Raw genomic sequence first — 18383 nt, forward strand, 5'->3', positions numbered from 1 at the left:
CGACCGCTCGGGCCCGGAAGGTCCCGCCGACCGGCCTCAAGCCCGGGAGAGATCGCCGGTGCTCCGGCGGCCGCGTATCCTGCCGGCCGCCCCGTCGCGCTCGGCCGCCCGTGCCGCCCGCTGGGCCTGACGCCGCTCGCGGCGCATCTGCCGGGCGGTGCTGCTCGGCTCGGACAGCACGCCGTGCCGCTGGTTCCACACCTGCCGGGTGACCCAGACGTCCAGCACCGCCCACGTGGCGACCACCGTGCTGGCCACGCTGCTGAGCACCATGGGGAAGGCCAGCCAGGAGCCGGCCAACGTGCACAGAAAAGCGACCACCGCCTGAACGATCGTCAGCGACATGATCAGAACGGCGCGCACGGCGGCCGTCCGCACCGCGTCCGGCATCCGTCGCTTGGACGCCGGCTCCTCCACCCACAACTGCCGCGGAACCCGTGCCTCGTCCTCGGCGTCCACCCTCGCGGCGCCGACCGGTGCTCCGGTGATTCCCCGTTCCTGCGTACTCAAGATCCTTCAACTCCCCGCCACTGTCCGACTTCAGGGTGGCTGCCCGGCTTGCGCCGGTTCTACGCGGCGAATGCGCTCCGTACTACCGCGCGCGCCCCGCCCCTGCGCCTACCCCGTACATATGGACGAACCACCCGCTCCGAAGATTCCCCCTGAAAGCCACCGGGAGGGCCGGAACGTCACGGAACGAATAATTCCAGCCAACTGATACGGGCCCGCGCCGGGTGGGTCGGTGGGTAGCCTCTGTCGCTTTCGCGAACTTCATCTCCGGGAATACCGGGACAATTCATGATCAAACCTTGACCGGACGGCTGAAAATCATCCGGACGTGTCTTCGAGTTGTCTCTGTGTCAGTAGTAGGCTCGCGCCGTTTATTGACGCAGGACGGACCCTCGCCCGCGTTCGCCCGATGCGCGCCGGTGTACGCGACGGCGGACACCGGAGGCCGGGGCCGAGGGACGACCGGGAGAAGACCACCCCCGCGGTGCGGGGCCGAGCTGGGGGAGGCCATGCGCTTTCGCGGGAAGTCCATCCGCAGGAAGATCGTGGCGTTGCTGCTGGTGCCGCTCGTCTCCCTCACGGGCCTGTGGGTCCTCGCCACGTACATCACCGGCCGTCAGGCGAGCGAACTGATGAGCGCCGGCGCCATCGTGGAGAAGGTCGGCGGGCCGCTGGAGGAGACCGTCCGGGCCGTGCAGGCGGAGCGCCGGCAGACCCTCGTCTTCCTGGCCGACCCCCGGGCCTCCGACGCCCTGCCCGTCCTGCTGCGACAGCGCGCCGCCACCGACCGGACCGTGGCCGAGGTCAGGGACAACGCCCGGCAGCCCGACGTCCGGGAAGCGCTGAACGCCGAGGCCCGCACCCGTCTCGACGCGATCCTGAGCGCCGTCGACGGCCTGGGTTCCCTGCGGGACTCGGTCGAGAAGCGCACCATCAGCCGGGCGAAGGCGCTCGACTTCTACAACGGCCTCGTCGACCCCTCGTACCGCTTCCTCAACGGCCTCCACACCTTGGAGGACGCGTCGCTGGACAAGCAGATGCGAGCCCTGGTCGGGATATCCAGGGCCCGCGAGATGCTGTCGCGCGAGGACGCACTCGTCGCCTCGGGGCTCATCGCGGGCCGCTTCACCACCGCCGAACTGCGGCAGATATCCGGCCTGGCGGCCCAGCGCGAACTGCTCTACGAGGTCAGCCTCGAGAACCTTCCCGCCGCCGAACGCCGGCGCGTCGAACAGTTCTGGAGCAGCCCGGACGCCGAACCGCTGCGCACCGCCGAGGACACGCTGATCGCCGCCGGTCCCGTCAAGCGCCCGGGCGCCGTCGACATCGAACGCTGGCAGGAGGCCGCCTCGCCCGTCCTGGACCGGCTGGGAAACGACTCCACGGAGATGGGCCACCGCTTCCAGGACCGCGCCGAACCGGCCGGATACCGGGTCCTCGCCCAGGCCGGCGTCGCCGGAGTGCTCGGCTTCCTGGCCCTGATCGTCTCGATCTTCGTCTCCGTACGCATCGGCCGCCAGCTCGTCCGCGACCTCTCCCGGCTGCGCAAGGACGCCCACGAGGTCTCCGGCGTCCGGCTGCCCAGCGTCATGCGCCGGCTGGCCGCGGGCGAACAGGTTGACGTCGAGACCGAGGCCCCGCACCTCACCTACGAGCGCGACGAGATCGGCCAGGTCGGCCAGGCGCTCAACACCCTCCAGCGCGCCGCCGTCGAGGCCGCCGTCAAGCAGGCGGACATGCGCCGCGGCGTCTCCGAGGTCTTCGTCAACCTCGCCCGCCGCAACCAGGTCCTCCTGCACCGCCAGCTGACTCTGCTGGACACCATGGAGCGCCGCACCGAGAACAGCGACGAGCTCGCCGACCTGTTCCGCCTCGACCACCTCACCACCCGCATGCGCCGCCACGCCGAAGGGCTCGTGATCCTCTCCGGCGCCGCCCCCTCCCGCCAGTGGCGCAAGCCCATCCAGCTGATGGACGTGGTCCGGGCCGCCGTCGCCGAGGTCGAGGACTACGAACGCATCGAGGTCCGGCGGCTGCCCCGGATCGGCGTGGGCGGCCCCGCCGTGGCCGACCTGACCCACCTGATCGCCGAACTCCTGGAGAACGCCACCGTCTTCTCACCCCCGCACACCGCGGTCCAGGTGCACGGCGAACGCGTCTCCAACGGCTTCACCCTCGAAATCCACGACCGCGGCCTCGGCATGCCCCCCGAAGTCCTCCTCGACGCCAACCTCAGGCTCGCGGAGACCCCCGACTTCGAGCTCTCCGACACCGACCGCCTCGGCCTCTTCGTGGTCAGCCGGCTCGCCCAGCGGCAGAACGTCCGGGTCTCCCTGCAGAAATCGCCGTACGGAGGCACCACCGCGGTCGTCTTCATCCCCGCCGCCCTCCTCACCGAGGCCCCCGACACCCACGGCACCGGCTTCCGTCTCGACCGCCGGGCCGAGCGCGCCATCGGCGGCGGAGGCCGCGCCAACGGCGACACCCCGTCCGCGGACAAGGCCACGGCGGGCGGCGACCGCAGGGCGGGCGGCAGATCCGCCGTCCTCTCCCCGGTCCCCGCCGGCCTCACCGGACCGGCCGCCCTCGACGGCCCGGTCGAACTGGAAGCCCCGGTCGGCCCGCTGGACTTCGCCGGCGACCCCCTGGACCGCTCACCGGACCCGGCCCTCGACCCGGCCCTGGGCCCCGTGCTCGACGGAGTCTCCGACCTGGAGGACACCGAGAGCGAGCGCGGCGGCATCTTCCGCGCCCGCGACCTGCGCCGCGAAGCCGACCGGGACGCGCGCCGCGAGGACGCCCGCCGCCCGCGCCGCGACACCGACCGCGACCATCAGCAGGCCCGCGACCAGGGCGACGGGCACACGGCGTCCGTCCGCCCGATGCGCCCCGCCGGCCCGACACCGCTGCCCCGCCGCACCCCGCCGACGCTGGTCACCGACCGGGGCCGCCGCGTGGACGACCGGGATCAGGACACGGCCGCCGAGGCCGCCCCCCGCACCCCGACCGGCCCGGTACCGCACACCGGAGCGCCCCGAGCCGCCACACCCCCCCACGCCACCGACGCAACCCGGCCCATCCCCACCACCCCCTGGGCCGCCCGCGCCGCACGGCGCACCCCCGAACCACTCCGCACCCGGGAAACACCCGGCACCACAGAACCACCGCACACCCCCGAACCACCCCGCACACCCCAACCGCCCAGCACCGCACCGGCACAGCGCGACAGCACCGAGACGCGGCGAGACGCCCCTCAGGCACAGCGCGACAGCACCGAGGCACGGCACGGCGCCACCCCGGCACCGGCCGGCCCGACCGCCCCCGACACCGTGGGCGGCCTGCCCCGGCGGGTCCGGCAGGCCAGCCTCGCCCCCCAGCTCCGCGCGGACTCCGAGGACCGGACTCCGCACCGGGCGCCCGTGGACACGGTCGACGACGTCGAGCGTGACGCGGACGAGGTACGCAACCGCATGGCTTCACTCCAACGCGGCTGGCAGCGCGGTCGTCGGCAGAACGCAGAGGACGCCGAGGACGCCGACGACACGGCCGGCTCCGAAGGAACAGCACCAGGAACCACTCCGGGAGGGGACGGTCGATGACCGCACCGAACGCCGCAGCACCCAACCCCGCACGCCACGGCTCGGGCGAACTGAACTGGCTGCTCGACGAACTCGTCCAGCGCGTCGCCAGCATCCGCAAGGCGCTGGTGCTCTCCAGCGACGGGCTCGCCACCGGCGCGTCGCAGGACCTGACCAGGGAGGACAGCGAGCACCTGGCCGCGGTCGCCTCCGGGTTCCACAGCCTCGCCAAGGGCGTGGGACGCCACTTCGACGCGGGCCAGGTGCGCCAGACCATCGTCGAACTGGACGAGGCGTTCCTCTTCGTGACCGCCGCCGGGGACGGCAGCTGTCTCGCGGTCCTGGCCGACGCCGACTCCGACGTGGGACAGGTGGCGTACGAGATGACGCTGATGGTCAAGCGCGTGGGCGCGCACCTGGCCAACGCCCCGCGGACGACCGGTCTGCCCGCCGGAGGGTGAGGTGCGGGCATGAGCGCTGACTCCCCCCGGGGCACGGACCCCGGGCCCACGAACCCCGGACCCGCCGACGCGCCCGCCGACCCCCAGTCCTCGCGTTGGTACGACGCCGAGGCGGGGCCGGTGGTCCGTCCGTACGCCATGACCCGGGGGCGTACGAGCAGCGCCTCCCGGCACCGGCTCGACCTGATCGCCCTCGTCGTGCCCGAACCGGCCGCCGAGGACCCGGGCCGGGACCAGACGCTCGCGCCCGAACACGTCACCATCGTCGAACTCTGCAGCGACATGCCCCAGTCGATCGCCGAGCTCGCCGCAGGACTCGACCTCCCGGTAGGGGTGGTACGCGTCCTGGTCGGCGATCTCGTCGAGGACGAGCTGGTGCACGTCACCCGTCCCGTTCCGCCGGCCGAGCTGCCGGACGTGAACATTCTTCGCGAGGTTATCAATGGCCTTCGGGCGCTCTAGCCGCAAGAATCAGCGGCCCGTCGAGCCCGTCACCCTGAAGATCCTGGTGGCGGGCGGATTCGGCGTCGGCAAGACGACCGCGGTGGGCGCGGTCAGCGAGATCAGACCGCTGCGCACCGAGGAGCAGCTGACCGAGGCGGGCCGCCCGGTGGACGACCTGGACGGGATCGAGGGGAAGACCACCACCACGGTGGCCATGGACTTCGGCCGGATCACGCTCCGCGAGGACCTGGTCCTCTACCTCTTCGGCACACCCGGCCAGGACCGCTTCTGGTTCCTCTGGGACGAGCTGGCCCAGGGCTCCCTGGGCGCGGTCGTCCTCGCCGACACCCGGCGGCTCGAGGACTGCTTCGCGGCCGTCGACTACTTCGAGCGCCGGCAGATCCCGTTCACCGTGGCCGTCAACTGCTTCGAGGGGGCGGGCCGGTTCCCCACCGAGACGGTACGGGCCGCCCTCGACCTCGACCCCGAGGTGCCGGTGCTCCTGTGCGACGCGCGGGACCGCTCCTCGGTGCGGGACGTGCTGATCGCGGTGGTCGAACACGCGCTGGAGCGCGCGGCGCGGGCCCGCGAGCCCGTCACCACCTGACAGCGGTACGCGTACGACCCGTACCCCCGCCGACAGGGGTACGGGCCGCACGACGTCCGGCGGACCGGGCTGTGAGTGTTCTGCGGCCATGACGAACCGTCAAGACACCTACCACGTAAGGCCCTTGTCAACGCACGACCACCACCGCCGAACCGTGCCCGAACAGCCCCTGGTTGGCGGTGATGCCCACCCTGGCACCCGGCACCTGCCGCGCTCCGCCCCGGCCGCGCAACTGCCGGGTCAATTCGCAGACTTGAGCGATCGCCTGCGCGGGCACCGCCTCGCCGAACGAGGCGAGCCCGCCGCTCGCGTTGACGGGGATCCGGCCGCCCAGCCCGGTCGCCCCCTCCCGCACCAGCTTCGCGCCCTCACCCGGACCGCACAGCCTGATGTCCTCGTACCACTCCAACTCCAGTGCCGTGGACAGGTCGTAGACCTCGGCCAGTGACAGATCCTCCGGCCCGATGCCCGCCTCCTCGTACGCGGCCCGCGCGATCGAGGCGCGAAAGCTCTCCGGCGACGGGTCCACGGCCACCGCCGAGTCGGTGCCGATGTCCGGCAGGTCGAGGACAGTCCTCGGGAAGGTCGGCGTCACAGTGGACACGGCACGGATGCGCACCGGATCGGCCACCCCGCGCCGCCGCGCGTACTCCATGCTGCACAGCACCAGAGCCGCTGCCCCGTCCGAGGTGGCGCAGATGTCCAGCAGCCGCAGCGGATCGGCCACCATCGCGGAAGCGGCGACCTCCTCGGCCGTCACCGGCGTCCGGTAGCGGGCGTACTCGTTCAAGGCCCCGGCCGCCGCGTTCTTCACCTTGACCAGCGCGAAGTCCCCGGGCGTATCCCCGTACAGGGCCATCCTCCGGCGGGCGTACAGCCCGAAGTACGCCGGGTTCGTCGCCCCGAGCACCCGGAAGCGCAACCAGTCCGGGTCGTCCGGCCGCTCCCCGCCCGCCGGGGCGAAGAACCCCTTGGGCGCGGCGTCGGCCCCCACCACCAGGACCACGTCCGCCATCCCCGCCAGGATCTGCGCCCGCGCGGTGTCGACCGCCTGCGCCCCCGAAGCGCACGCGGCGTACACCGAGGTCACCCGCGCCCCCTGCCACCCGAGCGCCCGCGCGAACGTCGCCCCGGCCACGTACCCCGGATAGCCGCCCCGGACCGTCTGCGCGCCCACCACCGACCGCACCTCGGGCCAGTCCACGCCCGCGTCGGCGAGAGCGGCGCGCGCGGCGACCCGCCCGTACGCGACGAAGCCGCGCCCCCACTTCCCCCACGGGTGCATCCCGGTCCCGAGGACGGCCACATCGCCGGTCACGCCACCACCCCCGCCCCCGCGACGGGCCGCCAGTGCCAGGTCGTGTGCACGGTGTCCGTCGCCGGACCCTCGTCCAGGACGCCCGGGACCACCTCCACCACCGAGCCGACCGGGAAGTCGCCCACCACCGCCCCGGGCACGCCCTGCCCCAGCACCACCATCCGCTCGGCCGCCAGCTCCACGGCGACCAGGGTGCAGGGGACCCAGGGCGCGTCGGGATCGCTGACATACGGGGGAGGGGGCCGGTAGCGCCCATCGGTGCAGGACCACACCGTGCCCCGCTTCGACAGCGGCGCCTCGTCCAACTCCCCGCCGGGGCAGCCCGGGTTGCGGCAATGGCCGTCCTCGCGGGGGAAGTGGACCGTCCGGCAGCCCGAGCAGCGGGTGCCCAGCAGCCGGAACTCCTCCTCGGCGGCGTCCTCGGTGAACCAGCCGGCCACCACCGGTATACGCGTGCGCGACAAAGCCCCTCCCCGGTACGGCATCTGACGAGACGTCAGAAGTGTGCCACGGGCAGCCGTCGCCGACGAGGGGTGCGGCCCGGGGGCCTGCCCCTCCGGCGGCTCAGCCGTTCTCGGCCAGCCACTTCGCCGCGGTCTCCGCCAGCTCCGCGTCCCGGCCGGCGAGCATCATCCCGATCATCTGCGCGTCCCCGCGCAGCGACCACGCCGGATGCCCGAACGTCGCCGGGTTGTTCTTCTCGATCAGGAAGTGCGCGGGCCAGGCCGTGCCGTACCCGATCAGCGGCAGCGCCGCCAGATACCGCTTCCGGCCCCGGGCCAGCCCGTAGGCGGCGATGGTCAGACCGGTCAGCGTGCCCGTCAGATGGACCCAGCGGGTGGCGGCACGGGAGTGCATCGCCACGTAGTACGGCCAGAATTCCTCGTACGAGTCGAACGTCTGCTGTGACATACGGGCACCGTAGCCGTCCGATCGGCAACCGAACACGCCTGTGCCGCGTCGATAAGGAAGAACGGGCGGCCGGAGCCCACGGGGGTGGTCCCGGTCGCCCGTTCCTTTCGGCTCCCGCCTGCCGAATCAGAGCCGCCTGCCGATCAGCGCCCGCCCACGGATCAGCGCCCGCCCACCGACCGGCGATCCACCGGAAAGTCGAAGTAGGAATCCGGGAATGGCTCGGGCTTGTAGGTGAAGTGCCACCACTCCTCGGGCAGGTTCACGAACCCCGCCTCGGTCAACGTCCGCTTCAGGAACTGCCGGTTGGCGCGCTGCGCACCCTGAATGCGGGGGTCGTCCGTGTGCGACAGGGTGTCGAAGCAGTCGTAACCGGTGCCCATGTCCACCGAGTTGTCGGGGAACCGCTCACCCTTCGGGGCGAAGCAGGGCGTCAGCCGCTCGCCCGGACGGTACGGCCGGGTCGGCAGAGCCGGCAGCCGGACCAGCGTCAGGTCCACCGTGCTGCCCCTGCTGTGCCCGGACTTCTCCGCGATGTAACCGTCCTCGAACAGACGGGACTTGTCGACCAGCGGATAGAACTCCCCCTTCATGGACTGGTCGTCGAGATCCTTCGCCCACCGCACGAAGTGGTCCACCGCCCGCTGCGGCCGGTAACAGTCGTACACCTTCAGCGAATATCCCTGCCGCAGCAGTCGCTTCTGCGCCAGGTGCAGAGCACGGGCGGCGGGCCGGGTCAGGATGCAGACCGGCTGCCGGTAACCGTCCACACGCTCGCCGAGGAAGGTGTGCGCCGTGGTGTAGCGCATCTCCTGGATGATCGTCGGATCCACCGAACGCAACGCCACGAACCCATCGGGCGCCTTCGGTTCGGTACCGGCCCGCACCGACGCGGATCCGGGGCGGGCCTGTGCGGGCGCGGGGGAGACGGCCGAGGTGGCGAGCAGGGCAGTGGCGGCGGCCGCGGTGGCCAGGGCGCGGAGAGCGGTACACATTCCTGTCATGGGCACATCGTCCATCAGCTTCGCCGCCCCGGCGAAAGGACGATCGGATACAGTCCGCCCGTGTCCGAGCCCACCGAGCGCACCGAGCGCGCCGAGCCCTCCAACACCCCAGCCCCGACGACCGGTCGGCAGCCGACCCCGTACGTCAGGGACTCCCACTGCTCCACCTGCGGAGCCCCGTACACCACCCTCCCGGACCCCGGCGCCTGGCCCCGCACCTGCGCGCGCTGCTCCACCACCGCGTACCGCAACCCGCTCCCGGTCGCCGTGGCCCTGCTGCCCGTGACCGGCCGGGGTGCGACCGGACTGGTCGTCATCACGCGCACCATCCAGCCGCAGAAGGGCGGCACCGCGCTGCCCGGCGGCTTCATCGATCACGCCGAGGACTGGCGGCACGCGGTGGTCCGCGAGCTGCGCGAGGAGACCGGGATCGAGGCCGCCGAACAGGACGTCCGCCTCGCCGACGCCCTCAGCGACAGCGGAGGCCACCTCCTGCTCTTCGGCCTCCTCCCGCGACGACCCCACGCCGCCCTGCCGCCGTCCGTCCCCACCCGCGAGACCTCCGGTTACGAGATCCTGTACGCCCCGCGCCCCTTGACCTTCCCGCTGCACACCGAAGCGGTGAACGCCTGGTTCGCGGGCCGCTACGGCTGAGCCGACACGAGCCACGACAACCGAGGCCCCCGGCGTACGGGACGTCGGCAAGGCGGCAGGAGGCACGAGCCAGGACCCAGCAGCCACGAGCCAGCAGCCAGCAGCCGGAAGCCTGAGGCCAGCAGCCAGGAGCCGGAAGCCAGGAGCCAGGAGCCAGAAGCCGCGACCCAGCAGCCAGGACCCAGCAGCCACAAACCCCGCTACCCCTCCTCCACCCCCCGCACCCGCACCGAAAGCCCGACCCCCGCCTCCGCCCCCGCCCCGCCCTCCCGCTCGACCGCCACCCGGCCCCCGCCCCACCGGGACACGTACCGCTCGACCACCGCCTCGCCCCACCCGTCACCCGGGTCCCGGACCAGCAGCCCGCCCCCGGTACGCCCCGGCGCGGGCGGCCACACCTCGAGCTCCAGCTCACCGTCCGCGTCCCGCACCGGAATCACCGCCCCCGCCCGGGCCAGCACCGGGATCCGGGACAGCGGCGCGTCGATGGCCACCGGCCCCGGCCCCTCGTACGCCCGCCCGGTCGCCGTGTCGTACCAGCGCCCCCGGGGCAGCCGCACCACCCGCCGGTCCGCGCCGCCCTCCATCACCGGCGCGACGAGCAGCGCGTCGCCCAGCAGGAACGCGTCCTCGCACCCCCGCAACGCCCGGTCGCCCGGGGCCGCCCACCACACCGGCCGCACATAGGGCGCCCCCGACAGCCGCGCCACCTGCGACAGCGTCACGAAGTACGGGTGCAGCCGCTCCCGCTCCACCAGCGCGGCCCGCGCGTGCTCCAGCACCTCGGGCCCGAACTCCCACGGCTCCCGCCGCCCCGCGTCGATCGCCGCATGGGTGCGGAACAACGGCAGATACGCGCCCATCTGGAACCACCGCAGATACAGCTCCGGCGACGGGAACCCGTCGGACCCGCCCACGTCCGGCCCCGAGTACGGCACCCCGCACAGCCCGAGACCCAGCACCAGCGACAACGACGACCGCAGCCCCTCCCACCCCGTCGGCACATCACCGGACCAGGTGCCCCCGTATCTCTGCATCCCCGCCCACCCCGACCGCGAGAACAGGAACGGCCGCTCCTCGGGACGCAACCGGAGCAGCCCCTCGTACCCGGCGCGCGCCATCGACAGGGCGTACACGTTGTGCGCCTCGCGGTGGTCGCCGCCACGGCCCTCCAGGACGTGCCGGGCGGAACGGGGGAGCGACGGATCCCCGAACGCGGCGAAGGACACCGGCTCGTCCATGACGTGCCAGACCCCCGAGAAGCCCTGAGCCAGCCGCTCCCCGTAAAGAGATCCCCACCATTCCCGCACAACCGGATCAGTGAAATCCGGATAGACGCAGGCCCCGGGCCACACCTCGCCCACCACCACCCGCCCCCGCGCGTCCCGGACGTACGCCCCACGCGCCCCAAGCGCCGCACCCGCGTCGAACACCGCGTCGCCCGGCGCGGCCTTCACCGCCGGACCCACCACCGACACCAGCCGCACGCCCTCCTCCCGCAACTCCTCCGCCAGCCCGGGCAGCCCGGGGAACCGCTCCCGGTCGACCGTGAACACCCGGTGCGCGTCGTAGTGGTCGATGTCCAGATGCAGCACGGACAGCGGCAGCCCCCGCTCCCGGTACCCGGCGACGACCCGCCGCACCTCCCGCTCATCGCCGAATCCCCACCGGGCGTGCTGCGGACCCAGCGCCCACGACGGCGGCACCGCCGGCGCACCCGTCAGCGCCGTCCACCCCCGCAGCACCCGGGCCGGCGTCCCCGACACCACCCAGCAGCGCAGCGGACCGCCCTCCATCCGCACCTCACAGGTCCCCGGCCGGTCGTGCCCGGAACCCGCGCCCTCCTCGCCCTCGCGCACCACCACCCGGCCCGCCCAGGTGTTGTCGTGGAACGCCAGATGGGTGCCCGCGTCCGACACCACCACCTGCACCGGCATCGTCAGATGCAGCGGATCGTCCCCCGGACCCAACCGCCCGCCCCGATCGGTGTTCCACAGCCCGTACGCCCCGTCCCGCAGCCGGGGCCCCGACGCCCGCCCGCCGAGCCCGAAGAACCGCGCGTCCGCCGGCACCTCCGACCGCTGCACCCACCGCACCGCACCCCCGCCCACCGGCTCCCACCAGCGCGGCGGCAACTCCCGCCGCAACAGCACCCCGCCCGGCGTCCGCAGCTCCACCGCACCCGTACGCGACACCACCACCGTCAGCCGCTCGGACACCACCTGCCAGCCGCCGTCCTTGTCCGGCTCCAGCACCGCCCGCGGATCCGGCCCGGGCACCTCGCCCGCCAACGCGTACGACGGCAGCGGATCCGCCCCGTCCCACGCCCAGAACACCGCACCGCCCACCGCCACCCGGATCCGCAGCTCCGAACGCGCGAACCGCACCACACCCCCACCAGGACCCGGCTCCGCCCCCACCAGAGCCCCGGGCACCCGGGCCCGCTCCGCACCGCGCGCGGGCAGCGCACGCGCATCCGCCGACCGCCGCCGCCAGGCCGCGCGCACCATGCGCAACCCCCGCACCGAACCGACCAACCTCACCCGACGCACCAGGTCACGACCGTCCATGGCGCACACCCTGCCACCCGCCAGACCCGCAGAACCCCCCGTTCAACTGCCGTTCACCCGCCCCGGCCGCGTCACCGCGGACGCGCCCGCCACTCCCGCGCGGACGCCCCGGCCGCGTCACCGCACACCCCCTCACCCCGGGCCACCCTGGTGCCGAAGACGATCACATGGCATCGTCCGTGTCAGCCGCTCACGCGCACACCCCAGCCCGTGCGCGCCGACACGCCACCCGCGTACCCGTCCAGCCAGGGAGCCGCCCCATGACCGCAGCCACGCCCGACGCCCCCCTCTGGCAGCCCGGCCCCGACCGCATCGCCGCCGCCGCCGTCACCCGCTTCCAGAGCTGGGCCGCGAGCCGCTTCGGAGCCCCGGCCGAGGGCGGGTACGCGGCCCTGCACCGCTGGTCGATCGACGAGCTCGACACCTTCTGGCAGGCCGTCGCCGAGTGGTTCGACGTCCGCTTCTCCACCCCGTACGAGAGCGTCATCGGCGACCGCGCCATGCCCGGCGCGACCTGGTTCCCCGGCGCCACCCTGAACTACGCCGAACACGCCCTGCGCACCGCCGAGGACCCGGCCCGCGCGCAGACCCCCGCACTCCTTTACGTCGACGAGACCCACACCCAGGTCCCCGTCAGCTGGGCCGACCTCCGCCGCCAGGTCGGCGCACTCGCCGCCGAACTCCGCGCCCTCGGCGTCACCCCCGGCGACCGGGTCAGCGGCTACCTCCCCAACATCCCGCAGGCCGTCGTCGCCTTCCTCGCCACCGCGGCCGTGGGCGGGGTCTGGACCTCCTGCGCCCCCGACTTCGGGGCCCGCAGCGTCCTGGACCGGTTCCAGCAGATCGAACCCGTCGTCCTGTTCACCGTCGACGGCTACCGCTACGGCGGCAAGGAGCACGACCGTACGGAGACCGTCGCCGAACTCCGCCGCGAACTGCCCACCCTGCGCGCCGTCGTCCACATCCCGCTGCTCGGCACCGACGCCCCCGAAGGCGCGCTCGCCTGGGCCGCCCTCACCTCCGCCGACACCGAGCCGGTCTTCGAACAGGTCCCCTTCGACCACCCGCTCTGGGTCCTCTACTCCTCCGGCACCACCGGCCTGCCCAAGGCCATCGTCCAGTCCCAGGGCGGCATCCTGCTCGAACACTTCAAGCAGCTCGGCCTGCACTGCGACCTCGGCCCCGAGGACCGCTTCTTCTGGTACACCTCCACCGGCTGGATGATGTGGAACTTCCTCGTCTCCGGCCTCCTCACCGGCACCACCGTCGTCCTGTACGACGGCAGCCCCGGCTATCCGGACGTCAGCGCCCAGTGGCGGATCGCCGAACAGACCGGGGCCACCCTCTACGGCACTTCCGCCGCGTACGTCATGGCCTGCCGCAAGGCCGACATCCACCCCGGCCGCGACTTCGACCTCTCCCGCGTCCAGTGCGTCGCCACCACCGGCTCCCCGCTCCCGCCGGACGGCTTCCGCTGGCTCCACGACGAGGTGGCCGACGACCTCTGGATCGCCTCGGTCAGCGGCGGCACCGACGTGTGCAGCTGCTTCGCCGGAGCCGTCCCCACCCTCCCCGTCCACATCGGCGAACTCCAGGCCCCCTGTCTGGGCACCGACCTCCAGTCCTGGGACCCGGCCGGCGAGCCCCTCACCGACGAGGTCGGCGAACTCGTCGTCACCAACCCCCTGCCCTCCATGCCGATCCGCTTCTGGAACGACCCGGACGGCAGCCGCTACCACGACAGCTACTTCGACATGTACCCCGGCGTCTGGCGGCACGGGGACTGGATCACCATCACCGACCGCGGCTCGGTGATCATCCACGGCCGCTCCGACTCCACCCTGAACCGCCAGGGCGTCCGCATGGGCTCCGCCGACATCTACGAGGCCGTCGAACGCCTCCCCGAGATCCGCGAGTCCCTCGTCATCGGCCTCGAAGAACCCGACGGCGGCTACTGGATGCCGCTCTTCGTGCACCTCGCCGAAGGCGCGACCCTGGACGACGACCTGCGAGCCGCGATCAAGGCGACCATCCGCGAGAACCTCTCCCCGCGCCACGTACCGGACGAGGTCATCGAGGTCCCCGCGATCCCGCACACCCTCACCGGCAAGCGCATCGAGGTCCCGGTCAAGCGCCTGCTCCAGGGAGCCGAACTCGCCAAGGCGGTCAACCCGGGCTCCGTCGACAACCTCGACCTGCTCCACTTCTACGCCGAACTGGCCGCGAAGCGCCGCCACTAGGCCGGTTGTCAGACCCCCTGATTACGCTGAGTGAGCAAGGATTCACCGCGCACAGGGGGACACATGGCGCAGACCGACAACACCGACCACAGCTCCACCGACAACACGAAGCACCGCATCGAACCCGGGGCCGGACAGGGCGGCGCCCAGCAAGCCACCACCATGCGCCGCACACTGCGCCGCGAAGCTCCCAGCACGGTCGGCCTCCTCGTCGACGAGCGGGACTTCGCGGCCATGCGGCACTACCGCACCTTCGCCTTCACCGACCACACCGTCTACCTCCAGCAGGTCGAGGCCCTGCTCAAATCCCTCACGGCCCAGGGCGTGCACACCACCATCGCCCTCTTCGACCCCGAGGACTACGCGGAATTCTGCGCCGACTCCGGCCTCGACGCGGACACCGGAGCCAGCCGCAGCCGCTTCACCGCCGAGATCGCCGCCGCCGGAGCCACCGTCGCCTACACCGGCCAGCAGCTCAGCGACCTCATCCCGCTCCTGGTCTCCCGCGCGGTCCGCCGGGCCACCTGGGAGTACGCCACCCTCCGCCTCGCCGACCTCGGGGCCTGCGTGGACTGCGGCCAGGACATCGGACGCGCGGCCTTCGACCGGGCCTCGCACCTCCTCATGCGCCTGCTGCAAGCAGCGGGCCCCGGCACCCACCACCTGGTCTGCTCCACCCCCACGGAGAACGACCAGCTCCTGGCGGTGCTCCACACCCGGCGCGACTCCACCGGCCCGGCCGAGCTGGACACCTCGGAAGGAGCGGAGTTCGCCACCGTGCTCGCGGTGGCCATCGCCCTGGAGGCGCGCGGCGGAGTCGTGCTCCGCACCAGCACCCCCGACCGCCGGGACCGCGTCCACGGCTGGCGTCTGGCCTACGGCGCGCTCGCCCCGCTCACCGCGGGCGAGGTGTTCAACGCCTACTGCACCGACGCGGAGACCGGCGAGCCCGTCTCTCCGGAATCCGGTGTGGAGTACTGCGCCGGATTCGACATCGGAGCCGACCCGGCGGAGCCGCACCACTGAGAGGGCACACAGCGGGAGGGGCTTCCCGCCACCCGGCGGAAAGCCCCTCCCGAACATGAACAGCCGACCCCGGCTACTCGCCCGACAGCACCGCCTGAGCGGCGTTGCGCGCCTCGTCGGCGGAGTCGGCCGAGCGGGCGGCGTTCGCCGCGCGCTCGCACTGCGCCAGCGTGTACTTGGCCAGCGTGGCCCGCACATAAGGAATGGACGCCGCACCCATGGAGAGCGAGGTGACGCCCAGCCCCGTCAGCACACAGGCCAGCAGCGGATCGGCGGCGGCCTCCCCGCACACACCGCAGCTCTTGCCCTCGGCACGAGCCGCCTCGGCGGACAGTGCCACGAGATCCAGCAAGGCCGGCTGCCACGGGTCCTGAAGCCGGGACACCGCACCCACCTGACGGTCGGCGGCGAAGGTGTACTGCGCCAGGTCGTTGGTGCCCAGCGACAGGAACTCGACCTCCTGGAGGATCGACCGCGCCCGCAGAGCGGCGGAGGGAATCTCCACCATGGCACCGAACTTCGCCCGCAGCCCGGCCTCACGGCACGCGTCCGCGAACGCCTTGGCGTCGATGCGGTCGGCCACCATGGGGGCCATGACCTCCAGGTACACCGGCAGCCCCTCGGCGGCCCTCGCCAGCGCGGTCAGCTGGGTCCGCAGCACATCGGGGTGCTCCAGCAGGCTGCGCAGCCCCCGCACACCGAGCGCCGGGTTCGGCTCGTCGGCCGGCGTCAGGAAGTCCAGCGGCTTGTCGGCGCCCGCGTCCAGTACGCGTACGACGACACGCCCCTCGGGAAACGCCTCCAGCACCGCGCGATAGGCCGCGACCTGCTTCTCCTCGGAAGGAGCCTGCTTGCTGTCGTCCAGGAAGAGGAACTCGGTGCGGAACAGCCCGACACCCTCGGCCCCCGCCTCGACCGCCGCGGGCACATCGCCCGGACCGCCGACATTGGCGAGCAGCGGCACCTTGTGCCCGTCCGACGTGGCGCCCGGACCGGTCGAAGAGGACAGCGCCGCCTTACGAGCGGCAGCCGCGGCCTCCATCTCCTCACGCTTCTCGGCGCTCGGGTCGACGAAGATCTCGCCCGTGCTGCCGTCCACCGCCACGACCGTGCCCTCGGCCAGCTCACCCGCGCCGGGCAGAGCCACCACGGCCGGAACGCCGAGCGCCCGAGCCAGGATGGCGCTGTGGCTGGTCGGCCCGCCTTCCTCGGTGACGAAGCCGAGCACCAGCGTCGGGTCGAGCAGTGCCGTGTCGGCGGGAGCCAGGTCGCGCGCGATCAGCACATACGGCTCGTCGCTGTCCGGAACCCCGGGCATCGGCACACCGAGCAGCCGCGCCACGATCCGGTTCCGTACGTCGTCGAGGTCGGCGACCCGCCCCGCCAGGTACTCCCCGGCGCCGGCCAGCAGCGCCCGGTACGCGGCGAACGCGTCGTACACGGCACGCTCGGCGGTGCTGCCCACGGCGATCCGCCGCTCGACATCGGCCATCAGCTCGGGGTCCTGCGCCATCATGGCCTGCGCCTCGAGCACGTGCTGTGCCTCGCCGCCGGCCAGATTGCCGCGCGCGATCAGATCGGCAGCGACCGCCTCCACCGCCTGCCGGGCGCGCCCCTGTTCGCGACCGGCCTCCTCGGCGGGAATCGATTTGGCGGGCGGCTCCAGCACCGCCGTACCCATGTGCCGAACCTCGCCGATGGCCACACCGTGGCTCACGCCGACGCCTCGCAGCGTTGTCTCCATTTCACCCGTCTCCGGTTGTGCGGCGACCGAGTCACCGCGGTGGTTGTGCAACTGGCCCGTCACTGCGCCCGAGGCGTCACTGCCAGCCGAACAGTGTGTCGCCGACCTTCACGTCCCCGTCCTCACGGACGTCGGAGAGCGACTCGGCGGTGGCCTCCAGGGCCACGATGGGGCAGATGGGCGACTTGCCGGCGGCCTCGACGCCGGCCGGGTCCCAGCGCACGATGCTCTGGCCCCGGGTCACCGTGTCCCCCTTGTTCACGAGGAGCTCGAAGCCCTCGCCGTTGAGCTGGACGGTGTCGATGCCGAGGTGCGTCAGCACCCCGTGCCCGTGTTCGTCGACGACGACGAAGGCGTGGGGGTGGAGGGAGACGACGATGCCGTCCACCGGGGACACGGCCTCGGACGCCTCACGCACGGGGTCGATGGCGGTACCGGGACCGACCATCGCGCCGGAGAAGACCGGGTCGGGAACCGCGGTGAGTCCGATGGCGCGTCCGGCAAGAGGGGACGTCACGTTGGTCATGGGGAGCCTCCCAGGGGGTGGAGAGTCAGGTGTCGCCGCCGCGGCTGATGGGGGACGGCGTACTGCTCAGCAGAGTAAGTCATATGAAGTCCCGGTTCCGCCCGAGACCGCCCGGTTGACAGCCCTAGGGGTGCACCGCAAGCGATTTGCCTCGGTCCCCGGCGGCCTGTACTGTCGTACTCCTGCCTGACCCCAACGCGACTTTGAGTCGGGGGTCGGCGGCGACCTTCAAGCCCAGATCCTAACCCTGAACGTTCTTTCGGCATGCCCGCAGGACACGGTCAAGGAAACGGAAAATGCCTGATAGAGTCGGACTCGCCGAAAGGGAAAACCGCGAAAGCGAATTACCTGGAAGCGAAAGTCAGCAAAACCGCTTGACCCGCTTCGACCGGGAATCGGACAGGAAACAGTCTGATAGAGTCGGAAGCGCAAGACAGCAAAACAGCAAGAAAAAATACGAAGGGAAGCGCCCGGAGGGCCCCGGTGATACGGGACCGAAGGAAGCGTCCGTTCCTTGAGAACTCAACAGCGTGCCAAAAGTCAACGCCAGATATGTTGATACCCCGGCCTGCACCTGGTGCAGGTTGGTGGTTCCTTTGAAAAGTCCTACGGCCGCCATGTGTGGCGGTAGGCATTACACAGCGAGGACGCTGTGAACAACAGGTCTTATTCCGACTTGTTGTTCCGCTCTCGTGATGTGTGCACCCGATGACGGGTAAACATTCACGGAGAGTTTGATCCTGGCTCAGGACGAACGCTGGCGGCGTGCTTAACACATGCAAGTCGAAC

Annotated in this window: 15 protein-coding genes and 1 rRNA gene; 8 read left to right on the forward strand and 8 right to left on the reverse strand. The window is 72.2% G+C overall.

Translation table 11 applies throughout. The features are described 5' to 3' along the window. Nucleotides 1-36: 36 nt before the first annotated feature. Complete coding sequence (locus ACLJPL_RS27485) at nucleotides 37-390, reverse strand: hypothetical protein (protein WP_411083637.1); 354 nt, start codon at nucleotides 388-390, stop codon at nucleotides 37-39. 629 nt (nucleotides 391-1019) lie between these two features. Here ACLJPL_RS27485 and ACLJPL_RS27490 point away from each other — a divergent pair. Genes ACLJPL_RS27490 through ACLJPL_RS27505 form a run of 4 tightly spaced genes read left to right on the forward strand, consistent with a single transcriptional unit; the run spans nucleotide 1020 to nucleotide 5600 of the window. After that, nucleotides 1020-4109 carry a nitrate- and nitrite sensing domain-containing protein gene (locus tag ACLJPL_RS27490; protein ID WP_411083620.1) on the forward strand — a complete coding sequence of 1030 codons (3090 nt, stop codon included), beginning with the start codon at nucleotides 1020-1022 and terminating at the stop codon, nucleotides 4107-4109. After that, complete coding sequence (locus tag ACLJPL_RS27495) at nucleotides 4106-4549, forward strand: roadblock/LC7 domain-containing protein (protein WP_411083621.1); 444 nt, start codon at nucleotides 4106-4108, stop codon at nucleotides 4547-4549. The genes ACLJPL_RS27490 and ACLJPL_RS27495 overlap by 4 nt, the downstream gene beginning before the upstream one ends. A 9-nt stretch (nucleotides 4550-4558) precedes the next feature. Continuing rightward, complete coding sequence (locus tag ACLJPL_RS27500; RefSeq protein ID WP_411083622.1) at nucleotides 4559-5011, forward strand: DUF742 domain-containing protein; 453 nt, start codon at nucleotides 4559-4561, stop codon at nucleotides 5009-5011. Then, a complete protein-coding gene (locus ACLJPL_RS27505) occupies nucleotides 4992-5600 on the forward strand; it encodes a GTP-binding protein (protein ID WP_411083623.1) in 609 nt (202 codons plus the stop codon). The genes ACLJPL_RS27500 and ACLJPL_RS27505 overlap by 20 nt, the downstream gene beginning before the upstream one ends. 127 nt (nucleotides 5601-5727) lie before the next feature. Here the strand turns inward: ACLJPL_RS27505 and ACLJPL_RS27510 are convergent, their stop codons facing one another. From ACLJPL_RS27510 to ACLJPL_RS27525, 4 genes are all read right to left on the reverse strand, one after another. Then, the gene (locus tag ACLJPL_RS27510; protein WP_411083624.1) at nucleotides 5728-6918 is read right to left on the reverse strand and encodes a lipid-transfer protein; all 1191 of its coding nucleotides are present in this window, start codon (nucleotides 6916-6918) and stop codon (nucleotides 5728-5730) included. Next, nucleotides 6915-7382, reverse strand: coding sequence for a Zn-ribbon domain-containing OB-fold protein (locus ACLJPL_RS27515; protein ID WP_411083625.1), 468 nt, complete (start codon nucleotides 7380-7382; stop codon nucleotides 6915-6917). Before ACLJPL_RS27515 ends, ACLJPL_RS27510 begins: the two co-directional genes overlap by 4 nt. 100 nt (nucleotides 7383-7482) lie before the next feature. Then, entirely contained in the window at nucleotides 7483-7830 is a 348-nt protein-coding gene (locus ACLJPL_RS27520) for an Mpo1-like protein (RefSeq protein ID WP_398823260.1), read from the reverse strand. 161 nt (nucleotides 7831-7991) lie between these two features. Beyond that, the gene (locus tag ACLJPL_RS27525) at nucleotides 7992-8825 is read right to left on the reverse strand and encodes a M15 family metallopeptidase (RefSeq protein WP_411083638.1); all 834 of its coding nucleotides are present in this window, start codon (nucleotides 8823-8825) and stop codon (nucleotides 7992-7994) included. Between the two features lie 69 nt (nucleotides 8826-8894). On the opposite strand from ACLJPL_RS27525, the gene ACLJPL_RS27530 reads away from it, so the two are divergent. Continuing rightward, nucleotides 8895-9488: an NUDIX domain-containing protein gene (locus tag ACLJPL_RS27530; RefSeq protein WP_411083626.1), complete on the forward strand. Its 594-nt coding sequence runs from the start codon at nucleotides 8895-8897 to the stop codon at nucleotides 9486-9488. A gap of 200 nt (nucleotides 9489-9688) precedes the next feature. Here ACLJPL_RS27530 and ACLJPL_RS27535 read toward each other — a convergent pair whose 3' ends face one another. Next, a complete protein-coding gene (locus tag ACLJPL_RS27535) occupies nucleotides 9689-12058 on the reverse strand; it encodes a glycoside hydrolase family 31 protein (protein WP_411083627.1) in 2370 nt (789 codons plus the stop codon). Between the two features lie 260 nt (nucleotides 12059-12318). Between ACLJPL_RS27535 and ACLJPL_RS27540 the strand changes: the two genes are divergently transcribed. Both ACLJPL_RS27540 and ACLJPL_RS27545 read left to right on the forward strand, forming a co-directional pair. Continuing rightward, complete coding sequence (locus ACLJPL_RS27540) at nucleotides 12319-14298, forward strand: acetoacetate--CoA ligase (RefSeq protein WP_411083628.1); 1980 nt, start codon at nucleotides 12319-12321, stop codon at nucleotides 14296-14298. A gap of 63 nt (nucleotides 14299-14361) precedes the next feature. After that, a complete protein-coding gene (locus ACLJPL_RS27545) occupies nucleotides 14362-15324 on the forward strand; it encodes a hypothetical protein (RefSeq protein WP_411083629.1) in 963 nt (320 codons plus the stop codon). A 73-nt stretch (nucleotides 15325-15397) separates the two neighbouring features. Here the strand turns inward: ACLJPL_RS27545 and ptsP are convergent, their stop codons facing one another. Both ptsP and ACLJPL_RS27555 read right to left on the reverse strand, forming a co-directional pair. Then, nucleotides 15398-17068 (reverse strand): phosphoenolpyruvate--protein phosphotransferase, encoded by a 1671-nt coding sequence (gene ptsP, locus ACLJPL_RS27550; RefSeq protein WP_411083630.1) that lies wholly within the window; start codon nucleotides 17066-17068, stop codon nucleotides 15398-15400. A 76-nt stretch (nucleotides 17069-17144) separates the two neighbouring features. Next, nucleotides 17145-17594 carry a PTS glucose transporter subunit IIA gene (locus ACLJPL_RS27555; protein ID WP_411083631.1) on the reverse strand — a complete coding sequence of 150 codons (450 nt, stop codon included), beginning with the start codon at nucleotides 17592-17594 and terminating at the stop codon, nucleotides 17145-17147. Between the two features lie 722 nt (nucleotides 17595-18316). Here ACLJPL_RS27555 and ACLJPL_RS27560 point away from each other — a divergent pair. Then, nucleotides 18317-18383: ribosomal RNA gene (locus tag ACLJPL_RS27560) — 16S ribosomal RNA — on the forward strand; the annotation flags it as partial.

It is taken from the genome of Streptomyces sp. cmx-18-6 (assembly GCF_046548915.1).
GTDB lineage: Bacteria > Actinomycetota > Actinomycetes > Streptomycetales > Streptomycetaceae > Streptomyces.